Annotated in this window: 15 protein-coding genes; 3 read left to right on the top strand and 12 right to left on the bottom strand. The window is 56.2% G+C overall.

Going from position 1 to position 15,566, the window contains the following annotated elements:
• Window position 1: 1 nt before the first annotated feature.
• The 4 genes from DW56_RS02095 to dnaB form a co-directional block, all read right to left on the bottom strand.
• Window positions 2-418 (bottom strand): secondary thiamine-phosphate synthase enzyme YjbQ, encoded by a 417-nt coding sequence (locus DW56_RS02095; RefSeq protein WP_024554218.1) that lies wholly within the window; start codon window positions 416-418, stop codon window positions 2-4.
• 138 nt (window positions 419-556) lie between these two features.
• Entirely contained in the window at window positions 557-1,750 is a 1,194-nt protein-coding gene (locus DW56_RS02090; protein ID WP_024554217.1) for an amino acid aminotransferase, read from the bottom strand.
• 210 nt (window positions 1,751-1,960) lie between these two features.
• Complete coding sequence (alr, locus tag DW56_RS02085) at window positions 1,961-3,040, bottom strand: alanine racemase (protein WP_024554216.1); 1,080 nt, start codon at window positions 3,038-3,040, stop codon at window positions 1,961-1,963.
• Window positions 3,041-3,215: 175 nt separating this feature from the next.
• Window positions 3,216-4,622, bottom strand: coding sequence for a replicative DNA helicase (gene dnaB, locus DW56_RS02080; protein WP_024554215.1), 1,407 nt, complete (start codon window positions 4,620-4,622; stop codon window positions 3,216-3,218).
• Window positions 4,623-4,752: 130 nt separating this feature from the next.
• Between dnaB and DW56_RS02075 the strand changes: the two genes are divergently transcribed.
• Window positions 4,753-5,736, top strand: coding sequence for a quinone oxidoreductase (locus tag DW56_RS02075; RefSeq protein WP_024554214.1), 984 nt, complete (start codon window positions 4,753-4,755; stop codon window positions 5,734-5,736).
• Between the two features lie 180 nt (window positions 5,737-5,916).
• Here the strand turns inward: DW56_RS02075 and pspG are convergent, their stop codons facing one another.
• The 4 genes from pspG to DW56_RS02055 form a co-directional block, all read right to left on the bottom strand.
• Window positions 5,917-6,159, bottom strand: a complete 243-nt coding sequence (gene pspG, locus DW56_RS02070; protein WP_024554213.1) for an envelope stress response protein PspG — start codon at window positions 6,157-6,159, stop codon at window positions 5,917-5,919.
• A gap of 138 nt (window positions 6,160-6,297) precedes the next feature.
• On the bottom strand, window positions 6,298-7,296 hold the full coding sequence (dusA, locus tag DW56_RS02065; RefSeq protein WP_024554212.1) for a tRNA dihydrouridine(20/20a) synthase DusA: 999 nt from the start codon (window positions 7,294-7,296) through the stop codon (window positions 6,298-6,300).
• A 91-nt stretch (window positions 7,297-7,387) separates the two neighbouring features.
• Window positions 7,388-8,647, bottom strand: a complete 1,260-nt coding sequence (locus DW56_RS02060) for a conjugal transfer protein TraF (protein WP_412093691.1) — start codon at window positions 8,645-8,647, stop codon at window positions 7,388-7,390.
• 219 nt (window positions 8,648-8,866) lie between these two features.
• Window positions 8,867-9,355 carry a cupin domain-containing protein gene (locus DW56_RS02055; protein ID WP_024553585.1) on the bottom strand — a complete coding sequence of 163 codons (489 nt, stop codon included), beginning with the start codon at window positions 9,353-9,355 and terminating at the stop codon, window positions 8,867-8,869.
• 108 nt (window positions 9,356-9,463) lie between these two features.
• Here DW56_RS02055 and zur point away from each other — a divergent pair, with 108 nt between their 5' ends.
• Window positions 9,464-9,979: a zinc uptake transcriptional repressor Zur gene (gene zur, locus DW56_RS02050; RefSeq protein WP_024553584.1), complete on the top strand. Its 516-nt coding sequence runs from the start codon at window positions 9,464-9,466 to the stop codon at window positions 9,977-9,979.
• 74 nt (window positions 9,980-10,053) lie between these two features.
• On the opposite strand, the gene DW56_RS02045 is transcribed toward zur, so the two are convergent.
• The 4 genes from DW56_RS02045 to DW56_RS02030 all read right to left on the bottom strand — a co-directional run bounded on the left by DW56_RS02045 (window position 10,054) and on the right by DW56_RS02030 (window position 12,988).
• The gene (locus tag DW56_RS02045) at window positions 10,054-10,263 is read right to left on the bottom strand and encodes a CsbD family protein (protein WP_024553583.1); all 210 of its coding nucleotides are present in this window, start codon (window positions 10,261-10,263) and stop codon (window positions 10,054-10,056) included.
• 221 nt (window positions 10,264-10,484) lie between these two features.
• Entirely contained in the window at window positions 10,485-11,819 is a 1,335-nt protein-coding gene (gene dinF / locus DW56_RS02040; RefSeq protein WP_024553582.1) for an MATE family efflux transporter DinF, read from the bottom strand.
• An 81-nt stretch (window positions 11,820-11,900) separates the two neighbouring features.
• The gene (lexA, locus tag DW56_RS02035) at window positions 11,901-12,509 is read right to left on the bottom strand and encodes a transcriptional repressor LexA (RefSeq protein WP_024553581.1); all 609 of its coding nucleotides are present in this window, start codon (window positions 12,507-12,509) and stop codon (window positions 11,901-11,903) included.
• A 110-nt stretch (window positions 12,510-12,619) separates the two neighbouring features.
• A complete protein-coding gene (locus DW56_RS02030; RefSeq protein ID WP_024553580.1) occupies window positions 12,620-12,988 on the bottom strand; it encodes a diacylglycerol kinase in 369 nt (122 codons plus the stop codon).
• A gap of 132 nt (window positions 12,989-13,120) precedes the next feature.
• Here DW56_RS02030 and plsB point away from each other — a divergent pair, with 132 nt between their 5' ends.
• Window positions 13,121-15,547 (top strand): glycerol-3-phosphate 1-O-acyltransferase PlsB, encoded by a 2,427-nt coding sequence (gene plsB, locus DW56_RS02025; RefSeq protein WP_024553579.1) that lies wholly within the window; start codon window positions 13,121-13,123, stop codon window positions 15,545-15,547.
• The last annotated feature ends 19 nt before the right edge of the window (window positions 15,548-15,566 follow it).

The following is a 15,566-nucleotide window of genomic DNA, read 5'->3' as shown; positions in this document are numbered from 1 at the left end:
ATTATTCCCCTTGTAGTGTGGCGATAATCCGGCGTGAACCGCCGTCGATCCGATGTTCCCCCAGCCAAATCCCCTGCCATGTGCCAAGCTGCACGCGTCCGCGATGAACCGGCAGCAGCAGAGAAACGCCAAGCGTGGATGATTTGATATGCGAAGGCATGTCATCCGGGCCTTCATAATCGTGTTCGTACGAAGCGCTGTCCGGCACCGCGCGCAAAAAATGGCGCTCCATGTCCCGGCGGACTGAAGGATCGCAATTTTCATTCAGCGTCAGGGAGGCGGAAGTGTGTTGAAGCAGCAGATGAAGTAGCCCAACGTTAACCCGCGAAAGCCCCTCAATCTGGCTGAGGATCTCCTCCGTCACCAGATGAAATCCCCTTGGCTTTGCATTCAGCGTCAGCGTCTGTTGGAACCACATAAGCTACTCCCTTAAAAGCAATCGATTCTGTTAAGTGTGTAGCCTGATGGGCGAAAGGTAAAATCAGGAAGAGGGATTAGTGCAAAAAAGCGGCGTCTGAAGAAAGCGGAAGGCGCTGCGCGCAGCGCCTTCTGAGGATTACATAACAGCGGCAAATGCCTGCGCCACGCGCTGCACGTTTCGGCTGTTCAGGCCCGCCACGCACATACGTCCGCTCGCTATCAGATAAATACCGAACTCCTCGCGTAACCTTTCTACCTGCGCCGCGCTCAGGCCGGTATAGCTGAACATGCCGCGCTGCTTAAGCAAATAGTCAAAATCACGCCCCGGCATCGCCTGCTTCAGAACATCCACCAGCGCCTGGCGCATGGTCAGGATGCGGCTGCGCATGCTTTCCACTTCAGAGAGCCAGCTTGCTTTAAGCTGAGCATCACTGAGCACCGCAGAGACCACCTGCGCGCCAAAATTGGGCGGGCTGGAGTAGATGCGGCGCACCGTGGCTTTTAACTGGCCAAGCACGCGGCCTGCCGCATCGGCGTTTTCGCATACCACGGAAAGCCCGCCGACGCGCTCGCCATATAATGAGAAAATTTTTGAGAAGGAGTTGCTGACCAGCACAGGCAAACCGGCGCGGGTCATTGCGCGAATAGCATAAGCGTCTTCTTCCATGCCAGCGCCAAAACCCTGGTAGGCAATATCAAGGAACGGGATCAGTTCACGCGCTTTCAGCACTGCCGTTACCGCATCCCACTGCGCATCGGTAAGGTCTGCGCCGGTCGGGTTGTGGCAGCAAGGATGCAGCAGCACGATGCTTTGCGCAGGCAGCGTATTCAGCGTTTCAAGCAGCGCCTCAACTCTCACGCCGCCAGTCGCTTCATCAAACCAGGGGTAAGTCTTCACCTCGAACCCAGCCCCGTTAAAAATAGCGACGTGGTTTTCCCAGGTCGGGTCGCTCACCCACACTTGCGAAGAGGGGAAATAACGCTTGAGGAAATCCGCCCCCACTTTCAGCGCGCCGGAGCCGCCCAGTGTCTGGATAGTGGCGATGCGGCCCTCGCGCAGCGCAGGTTCCCCGGCGCCAAACAGCAGCGGCGCGATACAACCGCGGTAGCTGTTCAACCCTTCCATCGGCAGATAAAGCGAGGCGCCGTGCGGTTGAGCATTCAGTCGCGCTTGCGCTTCTTCGACGGCCTGTAACTGCGGGATGATCCCTTCTTCGTTGTAATAAAGGCCGATGCTGAGGTTCACTTTGTCCTGGCGGGGATCTTCTTTGAAACGCTCCATGAGCGAAAGGATGGGGTCGCCGGCATAAGCGTCAACGTTCTGAAACACGCGGAAATCTCCTGGTTTGCGGTGTGATGTTTACCCACAATAAACCGGATAAGTCAGGAGATCGAGAAGGATATTGGCGCGGCGTCTGCCCGTAAAGCTTCACGGCAAACCCGACAGGTTAGCCGGTTTAACGGCATACCGAGCGCCACTGAAACAGGTACCGCAAGAAGGTTAACCAGGCGAACCCGCTTAGCGCGGCTCGCCTTCAGGTTAATCGATATAACGCATGGCGACCCGCGACGTCAGCCGCGTGATAAGTTCGTAAGCGCTTACTTTTGTTATTGCCGCGATGCGCTCGACGGGCAGCTCCTCGCCCCACATCACCACGCTGTCGCCGGCGCGCTCCTGCGCATCAGGGCCTAAATCAACGCAAATCATGTCCATCGCCACGCGTCCTGCGATAGGCACTTCGCGCCCGTTCACGCGAACAGGCGTGCCGGACGGCGCGCTGCGCGGGTAGCCGTCGCCGTAACCCATGGCGATGACGCCAAGACGCGTATCGCGATGGCTTACCCAGGTGCCGCCGTAGCCGACCGGTTCGCCCGCTTTATGCTCGCGTACCGCAATCAGGCTCGAGGTCAGCGTCATGGCTGGCTGAAAACCAAAATCGCTTGCGCGTGAACCCCCTTCAAGGGGCGAAACGCCGTAAAGAATAATGCCCGGGCGCACCCAGTCGAAATGAGACTGCGGCCACAGCAGCAGGCCGCCGGACGCGGCAATCGAACGCAAACCGGGTTTATCGTGGGTGAAGTTATTAAAAATATCGAGCTGACGTTCGGTAGCGCCGCACTCAGGTTCATCCGCACGGGCAAAATGACTGACGATATTGACCGGCTGCCGGACGTTCCTGCACGCCGAGAGCCGTGCATAAAACGCTTCCGCCTCTTCCGTGCGCACGCCAAGACGATGCATGCCAGTATCAAGCTTCATCCAGACATCAACAGGCGAAGGGAGGTCTGCCTGCTCCAGCGCGGCAAGCTGCTCCGGGGTATGGATAGCCGTATGAAGACGTTGTGCTGCGAGGAGGGGCAAGTCGGCGGCGTTAAAGAAGCCCTCCAGCAGCAAGATGGGCTGCGTGATGCCCCCTTCGCGCAGGCGAAGCGCCTCTTCAAGGCGGGCGACGCCGAAAGCGTCGGCATCGGGAAGGGATTGCGCGGTCTCCAGCAGACCGTGTCCATAAGCGTTTGCTTTCACCACCGCCACCAGGCGGCTGGCCGGAGCCAGTTCGCGTAGGCGTTGCAGGTTGTGTCGCAGAGCGCGGCGGTTTACTACTACGGTTGCCGCTTGCATGTTCTTTCCTTGCTGTTGTTTAGGTTTTTGCTTTTACTTTTTAGATCAATAATTTGGCGTTATTGTCGCAGCGAGTTTGGGTGCGACCAGCGCACAGCCACCGGAGCGTACTGAAGTACGTGAGGATGGCGAGCACTGCCCAAGCCCAAACTCGCAAGTAAAATAGCCAAATTACTTATTCGTCGTCGTATTGCGGGCCGGCATAGTTATCAAAGCGAGACCACTGGCCGTTGAACGTAAGGCGAACCGTACCGATGGGGCCGTTACGCTGCTTGCCGATAATGATTTCCGCGATGCCTTTCAGATCGCTGTTTTCGTGATAAACCTCATCACGGTAGATAAACATAATCAGGTCGGCGTCCTGCTCGATAGAGCCGGATTCACGCAGGTCCGAGTTGACCGGGCGCTTGTCGGCGCGCTGTTCCAGCGAGCGGTTAAGCTGCGAAAGCGCCACCACCGGCACCTGCAACTCTTTTGCCAGCGCCTTGAGCGAGCGGGAAATTTCAGCAATTTCCAGCGTACGGTTGTCAGAGAGCGAAGGCACGCGCATAAGCTGTAGATAGTCGATCATGATAAGGCTTAGCCCGCCATGCTCGCGGTAGATGCGCCTTGCGCGGGAGCGTACTTCGGTCGGCGTCAGGCCCGAGGAGTCGTCAATATACATATTGCGCTTCTCAAGCAGAATGCCCATGGTGCCGGAGATCCGCGCCCAGTCTTCATCGTCCAGCTGACCGGTACGAATGCGGGTCTGGTCCACGCGCGACAGCGACGCCAGCATACGCATCATGATCTGCTCGCCTGGCATCTCAAGGCTGAAAATCAAAACCGGTTTATCCTGCAACATCGCGGCGTTTTCGCACAGGTTCATGGCGAAAGTGGTTTTACCCATCGACGGACGCGCCGCCACAATGATGAGGTCGGAACGCTGGAGGCCCGCCGTTTTCTTGTTGAGATCCTGGTAGCCTGTATCAACGCCCGTCACGCCGTCGTGCGGTTGCTGATAGAGCGACTCGATGCGCGCAACGGTGGCCTCAAGGATCTGATCGATACTTTTCGGCCCTTCGTCTTTGTTGGCGCGGTTTTCAGCGATCTGGAAAACGCGGGATTCCGCTAAGTCGAGCAAATCTTCGCTGCTGCGGCCCTGCGGATCGTAGCCGGCATCGGCAATTTCATTCGCCACGGTGATCATGTCACGCACAACCGCCCGTTCACGCACGATATCCGCATAAGCGCTAATGTTCGCAGCACTTGGCGTGTTTTTCGAAAGCTCGGCCAGATAGGCGAAGCCGCCGACGCTTTCAAGCTGTCCCTGCAACTCCAGCGATTCCGACAGGGTAATCAGGTCGATGGGTTTGCCCGACTCCTGCAACCGGTGCATTTCGGTGAAGATGATGCGGTGCTGGCGGGTATAAAAGTCTTCGGCCACGACGCGCTCGGCCACGTCGTCCCAACGCTCGTTATCCAGCATTAAACCGCCCAACACCGACTGTTCCGCCTCCATGGAATGCGGCGGCATTTTCAGCCCGGCGACCTGCGGGTCACGCGGTTCAGTGGGTTTGTTGAAGGGTTTATTTCCTGCCATAGTGAATGGAGTTACCAAAAGTCATCATCTGAGAGAAGGTGAGTATACCAAGCTGATTTGCGTCGCGCAGTGCTCAATTACACTCGCGTACGATACTCCCCCTCCCCCCTGAATAAAACAAGGAGTTACCATGGCGACGCGTATTGAATTTAGCCAGCACGGTGGGCCTGATGTGCTGAAAGCGGCGGAGTTTACGCCCGGCGATCCCGCGGAAAACGAAGTGCAGGTGGAGAACAAAGCCATCGGCATTAATTATATCGACACCTACATCCGCAGCGGCCTCTACCCGCCGCCGTCAATGCCAAGCGGCCTGGGAACCGAAGCGGCAGGCGTTGTCAGCAAAGTGGGCAGCGGCGTTAAGCATATCAAAGAAGGCGATCGGGTCGTCTATGCGCAGTCGGCGCTGGGGGCGTACAGCGAGGTGCATAACGTTCCGGCGGATAAAGTGGCTGTGCTGCCGAACGCGATTTCTTACGAGCAGGCCGCGGCTTCGTTTCTCAAAGGGCTGACCGTTTTTTATCTGCTGCGTAAAACCTACGAAATCAAGCCGGATGAAATGTTTCTGTTTCACGCGGCGGCAGGCGGCGTGGGGCTGATTGCCTGTCAGTGGGCAAAAGCGCTGGGCGCCAAACTGATTGGCACCGCCGGCTCGGCGGAAAAAATGCAGCGCGCAAAGCAGGCGGGCGCCTGGCAGATGATCAACTATCGCGAAGAGAGCGTGCCGGAGCGCGTGCGTGAGCTGACCGGCGGCAAGAAAGTGCGCGTGGTTTACGATTCCGTAGGCAAAGACACATGGGAATCTTCGCTCGACTGCCTGCAACGCCGCGGTTTAATGGTCAGTTTCGGCAATGCTTCCGGCCCGGTGACCGGCGTCAACCTCGGCATTCTCAACCAGAAAGGCTCGCTGTATGTGACCCGCCCTTCCCTGAATGGTTACTTAACCAACCGGGAAGAGATGGAGGAAGCGAGCAACGAACTCTTCTCGCTCATCGCCAGCGGCGTGATTAAAGTCGATGTGACAGAGCAACAACGCTTCCCGCTTGCGGATGCGGCGCGCGCTCACGAAACGCTGGAAAGCCGTACGACACAGGGCTCCAGCTTATTGATTCCTTAGAAATAATGAGGGCTTCCCGCAGGAAGCCCTTTCTTTTTTATTCGCGATGTATGTAGGGTACAGCTGCGATGAATTCGTGTCACAACATTGTCATAGTGACAGATTTAATAAGTAAATAATATGGCCGCTTAGTATCTGGCGCCGGGAAAGTTGCAAGGTTGTGATCGCCCCCGCAACTCTTTAATAACGCCAGCGGTTGGAGCGCGAATAGCGCGGCAGTTTTGGCGCTTTGATTGCCCGAATAGCCCACACCACCGCTACCGCCAGCAGCAGCCAGGGCAGAAGTTTAATCATCAGTGCGAATAACCCGCCGACAAACATCACTAATGTGGCGACGAAAATCGCCGCAATAACGCCAAACAGCGAAACGCCTGTTGCCAGCAGCATCAGAAAAAACGCGACCACAAACAGCAGTTCAAACATGGTTCTCTCCCGAAAATAAAGTAACGCTAAACGGGAATTACAAGATTCATGCCAACTTATAAGCTATTAATTTTAAAAGACAACGCCCCGCTTTTGTTGGGCGGGGCGTGGTTAATTTCACCAGGTTTTGGTTAACTTTCAGCGTTTATTGGCGACCAGTTGCAGCGCCTGCTCCAGCACGTTAATGTCGGCGCCCGCTTTATGGGCGTTCTCGCTTAAATAACGACGCCACTGGCGCGCGCCGGGTATCCCCTGGAACAGGCCAAGCATATGACGGGTGATATGACCAAGGTAGGTGCCGTTGCTGAGTTCGCGTTCAATATAAGGATACATAGCGCGCACCACGGCAACCGGGTCGGCATCAAGACAATCCACGCCAAAAATCTCACGATCCACCGAAGCCAGGATACCTGGATTCTGGTACGCCTCACGCCCGACCATTACGCCATCCATATGTTCCAGATGCGCTTTGGCTTCCTCAAGCGATTTAATGCCGCCGTTGATAGCCATCGTCAGCTGCGGGAAATCACGCTTAAGCTGGTAAACGCGCGGGTAATCCAGCGGCGGTATCTCGCGGTTTTCTTTCGGGCTTAAGCCGGAAAGCCAGGCCTTGCGGGCATGGATGATAAACATCTCGCAGCCGCCTTTTTCCGCCACGGTGCCGATAAAATCGCACAGGAATGCGTAGCTGTCCTGGTCGTCAATGCCGATACGGGTTTTTACCGTCACCGGAATCGAAACCACATCGCGCATCGCTTTAATACAATCGGCTACCAGCTGCGCTTCGCCCATCAGACAGGCGCCGAAACGGCCATTCTGCACGCGGTCGGAAGGACAGCCGACATTAAGGTTAATTTCGTCATAGCCTCGCGCCTGCGCAAGCTTCGCGCAATGGGCCAGCGCCTGCGGGTCGCTGCCGCCAAGCTGCAACGCCAGCGGGTGTTCTTCTTCGCTGTATGCCAGGTAGTCGCCTTTGCCATGAATGATGGCCCCGGTCGTCACCATTTCGGTATAGAGCAGCGTATTGCGCGACAGCAAACGCAGAAAATAGCGGCAATGGCGATCCGTCCAGTCGAGCATTGGCGCGATGGAAAAACGGTGCGGGGGGAAAGGCGATTTTTGTGTTTCAGGCGACATAGTAGCTAAGCGTAGTGTGGTTCAGACAAAAAGGGGCGCTACTATAGCACAAAGCTTGCACAGGGGCGCACTGCCGCGCCCCTGCTGATTATCAGAACGTCAGGCTCAACTGCGCCCCTGCGCCCCAGGTTTCGTCCTCGCCCACAAGGCCGGTGAGGTCAAGGTGCACGCGGTTAAACGGCGCAAAGCCGACGCCCGCCGTAAACACGTTGCTTTCGTTATCCTTAACATCGCCGCGGAAACCGGCGCGTACTGCCAGCCAGTCCAGCGGACGCACTTCCGCCCCTACGCCGACGAATTGCGAGTTACCTTCACTCTTAAAGCCTTTGGTTTCAGTGAGATCGCCATCCGCCGTTACCGTCACCAGATCGTTATGCCACGCCACGCCTGCGGTAACGATCGGGCTAATCTGGTAGGTGTCTTTGTAGTTCGTCACTTCACCGGTGCGCCCGTTGCGGATTTCAATACTCTTGGTATCCAGATCGCGGGATACCAGGTTCTGGCCGGTCAGGCCGACGGTCCAGTTCTGGCCGAAGTCCGCCGCGATGCCGGCGTCAACGTTAAAACCGGTGTCATCTTTACGGTAGCGGCTGCTGTTCCAGTCGCCGGTATCGTAGTCGTAAATAGACGCGGTGTAGTTATAAAGCCAGGTTTTCTGGATTTTCGGCGTCACACCGAAAGAAACCGGCACGCCGCCGAAGTCAAACTGGTGCGCCAGCGCAACGCCGTAATCGGAAACAATCGCCACGCGGCCGAACGCGACGGAGTTCAGGTTACGGGTGATCTCATCGGAACCCAGCAGCGCCCCGCGCCCCGCTTCGATCAAAGCCGTGGTTTCGCTGTTCTGAATGCCGCGAAGGTAAGTAATGTCTTGCGAATCAATCGAGGTGCTTACGCGGGCATGCGCATAGCCCTTAGCAATAAACGCGACAGAGAGCACATCGTTAGGAATGGCGACAGTGACGCCTGCCGCCGCGTTGGCGCTGGCCGTTTTACCGCGCAGATAATCCAGTTTATCGGCCAGTTCGGTTGCCGCGCCCTGGAACTGATCGAGCGTGCCGACCGGATTGAGAAGAATATCCCGTACGGTCAGGTTATCCACCACATCGTCGTAGTAGTCGATGCGGTCATTGATGTCGTCAATTTCATCCCGAAGGTTGTCTTTATCGGTAATCTGCGCGCTGACAGAAGGCAAAATCACCGTAATATCATCTTCCGGTTGCGCTTTGGCTAACAAGGCCGGGTTGATAAACGCCGCGCTGCCATAGTTCGCTGCCGCCACGCCGGTGCCGCCCATTGCATCGTTACGCGCTTCCGCCCAGGTATTCGCCGCGCTCGCCTGAGTTGCCATCAATACTGCTATGGCTGCCACTGAAGGTTTGATTATTTTTTTCACAGTTAACCCGTCTTTTCTCTGATGATAATTTCCCCGCCCGTTATCACATACCGGAGGGTGGTTTATTGCTGTGAACAAGAGGTAATAAAGAGCGCATATTCGCGCATTAATCAATCATCACCATCCATGGTTTCATGTCATTCAATAACTACACAATATTTATAGATGAGACTTTCACTTTCTTGTAGGCAGGCCGTTATGAGGCCCAAAGCGCTGCGGCGGATGATCTATCCATCTGTCCTCGCGGGTAGCGGCATAATTAGCATTAAGTGGGTAATAAATTCGATTTTTAGGTTTATTTGCCTCTCCTAACACCAATAAACGAACTTCGCCTGAAGTGTTATTTATAAAGGTATGGCAGATGCCTGTACCCGCGGGAAACCCTACGCTGTCGCCTGGCTCAAGCGGCCAGAGCTCGCCGTTTATCCAGACATGCGGGTAGCCTTCCAGCACATAGACAAACTCTTCTTCATCGCTTTCGGCATGGGGATAAGAGGTGCGCCTGCCGGGCGGCAGACGTTCGTGATGAATGCCCAGGCGAGTCAGCCCCGTTTCCCGGCCCAGCGGCGCGCCGACAGAAAACAGCTCTTCGCTATCGGGATAGCGTGAATCGTCTTCCCCTTCCACTTCCCGCCAGTGGCGAATAAAGTCTGGTCGTTGCATGGTTTTCTCCTTTTGTGTGTGATTGAGGTATAACACAGAAGGGTGAAGGTCGGCGTTTTGCGCGGTTCATGATAAAATAGGCGTTTCCCCTGACCTGAGAGGATGCCGATGGAAAAAATACTTTCGCAAGAGGTGCTGACGCAGGCTGAAAAGCTCTGTCTGCAACGCAACGTGCGCCTGACGCCTCAGCGCCTCGAAGTGTTGCGTCTTATGACGCTTCAGGAAGGGGCTATCAGCGCTTACGATTTACTCGATTTGCTGCGGGAGACCGAGCCGCAGGCGAAGCCGCCCACCGTTTATCGCGCGCTTGATTTCTTGCTCGAACAAGGGTTCGTGCATAAGGTTGAGTCCACTAACAGCTACGTGTTGTGCCATCTTTTCGACCAGCCAACCCATACTTCCGCCATGTTTATTTGCGATCGTTGCGGCGTAGTGAAAGAAGAGCGGGCTGAAGGAGTGGAAGACATTATGCATGCGCTGGCGGCTAAACGGGGTTTTGCGCTGCGCCATAATGTGATTGAAGCGCATGGTCTGTGCGCGGCCTGCGTGGAAGTGGAAGCGTGTCGTCACCCGGAAAAGTGCGGGCACGATCATAGCGTAGCGATAAAGAAAAAAGCGCGGTAAGAGAGAGTGGGTACATCCTTGTACCTCGGGCAGGATAACCTCAGCGGGATATCACACTTGAGATGGTCGCGGTATTACCAGCGATAGTCGTTACGGCTTTCCCAGTCCGTCACTTCTTTGTCTGCCTGATCTTTTTCGTAACCATAGCGCTCCTGGATTTTACCTACCAGCTGGTCACGTTTGCCTTCGATGATAGTCATATCATCGTCGGTTAATTTACCCCATTGCTCTTTCACTTTACCTTTAAACTGTTTCCAGTTACCGCCGGCTTCGTCTCTGTTCATTGTAAGGTCCTCTTGATCGGTCGTGTAAGTGAAACTCCATTCAACGTCCTGATGAATGCTTAATATCTGCTGGACGTGATAATTATTATAGTTCGCGATGCGGTGATGGCGGATCGATTCAGAATTTTTAACCATCGTTACGACTTTAGTCGTATAAACCCGCTATAAAAAAAGCGGCAGCGCATATTGCGCCGCCGCTGTAGAGTAAAGGCAAGACAGCGTTACCCTTCGTCTGCCGCCTGGAACCAGCTCTGCTCGCGCCAGCGTTTTCGCCAGATAAGCCCGAGCGACACTCCGCGCAGCGCAAGAAAGAGGGTCAGCGCCAGCCATAATCCGTGGTTGCCAAGCCAGGGCAGCGTAAGCAGCGTGACGGCAAACCCCAGCGCCGCTACCGCCATGCTGTTGCGCATCTCTGAAGCGCGCGTGGCGCCAATGAACATGCCATCCAGCAGATAACACCAGACGCCAACGACCGGCAGTATGACTTGCCAGGGAAGATAACTATCCGCCTGTTGCTGCAAGGCAGGCAGCGAAGTCAGCAGTGAAACGACCGTCTCGCCGAAAAAAGCCCAGCACAGGCTAAATGCCAGCGCCACAATGCCTGCCTGACGACACGCCGCCCGCCATACTTCCAGCAACTGACTGCCGTCCCGGGCGCCATAGGCCTGCCCGGAATGCGCTTCTACCGCATAAGCGAATCCATCAAGCGCGTAGGCGGTAAAGGTCAGGAAGGTCATTAAGATTGCGTTTACCGCGACGATTTCGCTGCCAAGACGGGCGCCGAACACGGTTACTGCGCCAAAGCAAAGCTGCAAAAGCAGCGAACGCAGCATGATGTCGCGGTTAAGCGCCAGCAGGCGCCTGAGTTCTTTGCGCCACGCCGTAGCAAGCAGAGAAAAACCAATGCCGCGACGGGTCAGCTCGCGTTTCACCATCCATAGGCCAATGAAAAATGTGGCATATTCGGCAAGGGCGGTGGCCATCGCCGCGCCCTGAACGTTCAGGCGCAGCCCCATAACAAACCATAAATCGAGCGCAATATTGAGTACGTTGCCCACAACCAGCAGGATAACTGGCGCACGGGCATACTGCACCCCAAGCAGCCAGCCCAGCAGCACGAGATTCGCGAGCGAAGCGGGCGCGCTAAGCCAGCGGATCGCTAGAAAGCGTCTTGCCTGCAACAGCACCGCCTCGCTGCCGCCGACAATATGCAGCGCCAAATCGATTAGCGGCGTACGCAACAACAGGATAAGAACCCCCGCCCCCAGTGCCAGCAGCAGCGGCTGCACCAGCGCACGCGCCAGCCGGGTTGCATCCTGCGCGCCGTGCGCCTGCGCAGTCAGCCCGGTGGTACTCATTCGCAGGAAAAGCAGCAGCATAAAGAGAAAACTGGTGGCGGTGGCGCCAACGGCTACGCCGCCCAGATAGTCGGCGCTGTCGAGGTGGCCGATAACAGCGGTATCGACGAGGCCCAGCAGGGGAACGGTGATATTGGAGAAAATCATCGGCAGCGCAAGCCGCCAGAGGGCTCGGTCAGTCTTTGAGAAAAAAAGCATGGAGACGAGGCCGGAGAAAATAAGAGGAATAAAAAAACACCGCAACGAGGGGCGCTACGTTGCGGTGTGATTATAAGGGCGTTAAAGCCATTCGCCGTTGCGGATAACCCCGACGGCCAGTCCTTCAATAGAGAAGTTATGCTCGCGCAGGTCAACCACAATGGGTTTGAATTCGTTGTTTTCCGGCAGCAGTTCTACCTTGTTGCCCTGCTTTTTCAGGCGCTTGACGGTCACTTCATCGTCAATGCGCGCCACGACGACCTGGCCGTTACGAACATCCTGCGTTTTGTGCACAGCCAGCAGGTCGCCATCCATAATGCCGATATCTTTCATCGACATGCCGCTAACCCGCAGCAGAAAATCCGCGCTTGGCTTAAAGAGACCCGGATCGACCTGATAGTGGCCTTCGATATGCTGCTGCGCCAGAAGCGGTTCGCCCGCAGCGACACGCCCCACCAGCGGCAGCCCGTCTTCATCTTCCTGCAACAAGCGAATGCCGCGAGAAGCGCCGGAAACAATTTCAATCACGCCTTTACGCGCCAGCGCTTTTAAATGCTCTTCCGCCGCGTTGGGCGAACGGAAACCCAGACGCTGTGCGATCTCGGCACGAGTAGGCGGCATGCCGGTCTGGCTGATATGATCCCGAATGAGATCAAACACCTCTTGTTGCCTGGTAGTTAATGCTTTCATTCCGCCCCCTGGGTGAATATACAGTGAATGCTGTGAGTATATACAGCTAAAGGCGATTTTGAAACCACCTTGCCTGCAAAAAAGCGCACCAGCGATAAATTCTGGAAAACTTATCGCAGATGCTGCCAGAGCAGCGTGACCCAGGTGATGAGAGCAAGGATAATCGCCAGCAGCACCGCCGCGGACCCCATATCTTTGGCGCGGCCGGATAACTCGTGGAATTCAGGGCCAATTCGGTCGACAACCGCTTCGATGGCGCTGTTGAGAATTTCCACAATCATGACCAGCAGAACGGAGCCAATCAGCAGCACGCGGGTAATGGGGTCGACATCAAGCCAGCAGGCGATGAGCACTGCCAGGATCGTCGCCACGCCTTCCTGGCGAAACGCCGCCTCATTTTTCCATGCGGCGCTTATCCCTTTCCAGGAATAGCCCGCCGCTTTAATGATTCGGGTGAGTCCCGTGGTGTTATTGGCCATGAAAAGAAACCTTTTTGAATTATCAGCGTCAATGCTATTGCGTCTGAACAACGAAGCACCACAGAAATTCCGCATCGTTTCTGCTATTCTGGCGGCGCCATTGCATTATTAACCAGAGGCTTTACATCGTTTATGTCCGGTTGGCCACGAATGTACTACAAATTACTGAATTTACCATTAAGCACGCTGGTAAAAAGCAAGTCTATTCCGGCGGATCCCTGCGCCGAATTGGGGCTCGACACCTCGCGCCCCATCATGTACGTCTTGCCGTACAACTCGAAAGCGGATTTATTAACGTTGCGCGCGCAGTGCCTGGCGCACGATTTACCGGACCCGTTGGAACCGCTGGAGATAGATGGTACGCAACTGCCCCGCTACATCTTTATTCACGGCGGCCCGCGCGTCTTTACCTGGTACACGCCGAAAGAAGAGTCCATTAAGCTGTTTCACGAGTATCTGGATCTGCATCGCAGCAACCCCAGCCTCGATGTACAGATGGTGCCGGTTTCCGTGATGTTCGGCCGCGCGCCGGGGCGTGAAAAAGGCGAAGAAAACCCGCCGCTGCGCCTGCTGAACGGCGTACAGAAGTTTTTCGCTATTTCCTGGCTTGGCCGCGACAGCTTTGTGCGCTTTTCGCAGCCGGTTTCCCTGCGCCGTATGGCGACGGAACACGGCACTGACAAAATTATCGCGCAAAAGCTCGCCCGCGTAGCGCGCATGCATTTCGCCCGCCAACGGCTTGCCGCCGTCGGCCCGCGTCTGCCCGCCCGCCAGGATCTCTTTAACAAGCTGCTGGCGTCGAAAGCCATCGCACGCGCGGTGGAAGACGAAGCGCGCACGAAAAAAATCTCCCATGAAAAAGCGCAGCAAAATGCCGTGGCGCTCATGGAGGAGATTGCCGCTAACTTCTCTTATGAGATGATTCGCGTTTCCGATCGCATTCTTAGCTTTACCTGGAACCGGCTTTATCAGGGGATCAACGTCCATAACGCTGAGCGCGTACGCCAGCTGGCCCACGACGGCCATGAAATTGTCTATGTGCCTTGCCACCGCAGCCACATGGACTATCTGCTGCTCTCCTACGTGCTTTATCACCAGGGGCTGGTGCCGCCGCATATCGCCGCAGGCATCAACCTTAACTTTTGGCCGGCAGGGCCAATCTTCCGCCGCCTGGGCGCCTTCTTTATTCGCCGCACCTTTAAAGGCAATAAGCTGTATTCCACCGTCTTTCGGGAATATCTGGGCGAACTGTTCAGCCGCGGTTACTCGGTAGAATATTTTGTGGAAGGCGGACGCTCGCGCACCGGTCGCCTGCTGGATCCGAAAACCGGCACCCTGTCGATGACTATCCAGGCGATGCTGCGCGGCGGTTCTCGCCCTATTACGTTAGTGCCTATTTACATCGGCTATGAACACGTAATGGAAGTGGGCACTTACGCCAAAGAACTGCGCGGCGCCACCAAAGAAAAAGAGAACCTGCTGCAAATGCTGCGCGGCTTAAGCAAGCTGCGCAACCTGGGCCAGGGCTACGTTAACTTTGGCGAGCCGATGCCGCTGATGACCTACCTTAACCAGCGTGTGCCGGAGTGGCGCGACGCCATCGATCCGATTGAAGCGGTGCGCCCGGCATGGCTGACCCCGACAGTTAACGATATCGCCGCTAAGCTGATGGTGCGAATCAACAACGCCGGGGCGGCAAACGCCATGAACCTCTGCTGCACCGCCCTGCTCGCCTCTCGCCAGCGCTCGCTTACCCGCGAGCAGCTAACGGAGCAGCTTGAGTGCTATCTGCAACTGCTGCGCAACGTGCCTTACGCCAGCGACGCCACCGTGCCGGACGCCAGCGCCAGCGCGCTTATCGACCACGCGCTGCAAATGAATAAGTTCGAGGTGGAAAAAGACACCATTGGCGACATCATCATTCTGCCGCGCGAGCAGGCGGTGTTGATGACGTACTATCGCAACAACATTATGCATATGCTGGTGTTGCCTTCACTGCTGGCGGCCATTATCACCCAGCATCGTCGCATCAGCCGCGAAGCGCTCCAGCGTCAGGTTGAAGTGCTTTACCCGCTGCTGAAAGCGGAGCTGTTCCTGCGTTGGGAAAGCACAGAGTTGCAGACGGTAACGGATGCGCTGGTTGCGGAAATGGCGCGTCAGGGGCTGGTTGTGGAAGAGGCAACGGAAGTGCAGCTTAACCCGGCCCGCTCACGCACCATGCAACTGCTGGCGGCGGGCGTGCGCGAAACGCTGCAACGTTATGCCATCACTTTCTGGCTGTTGAGCGCTAACCCGTCCATCAACCGCGGCACCCTTGAAAAAGAGAGCCGCACTGTGGCGCAGCGTTTGTCCGTGCTGCACGGCATCAACGCGCCGGAGTTCTTCGACAAAGCGGTCTTCTCCACGCTGGTGCTGACGCTGCGTGATGAAGGCTACATCAGCGATACCGGCGACGCCGAACCGGCGCAAACCATGAAGGTTTACCAGCTGTTGGCGGAGCTGATGACCTCCGACGTGCGGTTGACGATTGAAAGCGCCGCCGCACAGGCAGGCGAATAAAAAAAGGCGGGGAAACCCG

This window comes from Franconibacter helveticus LMG 23732, from assembly GCF_000463115.2.
GTDB classification, from domain to species: domain Bacteria; phylum Pseudomonadota; class Gammaproteobacteria; order Enterobacterales; family Enterobacteriaceae; genus Franconibacter; species Franconibacter helveticus.
This window is presented reverse-complemented; position numbering and strand designations above follow the sequence as displayed.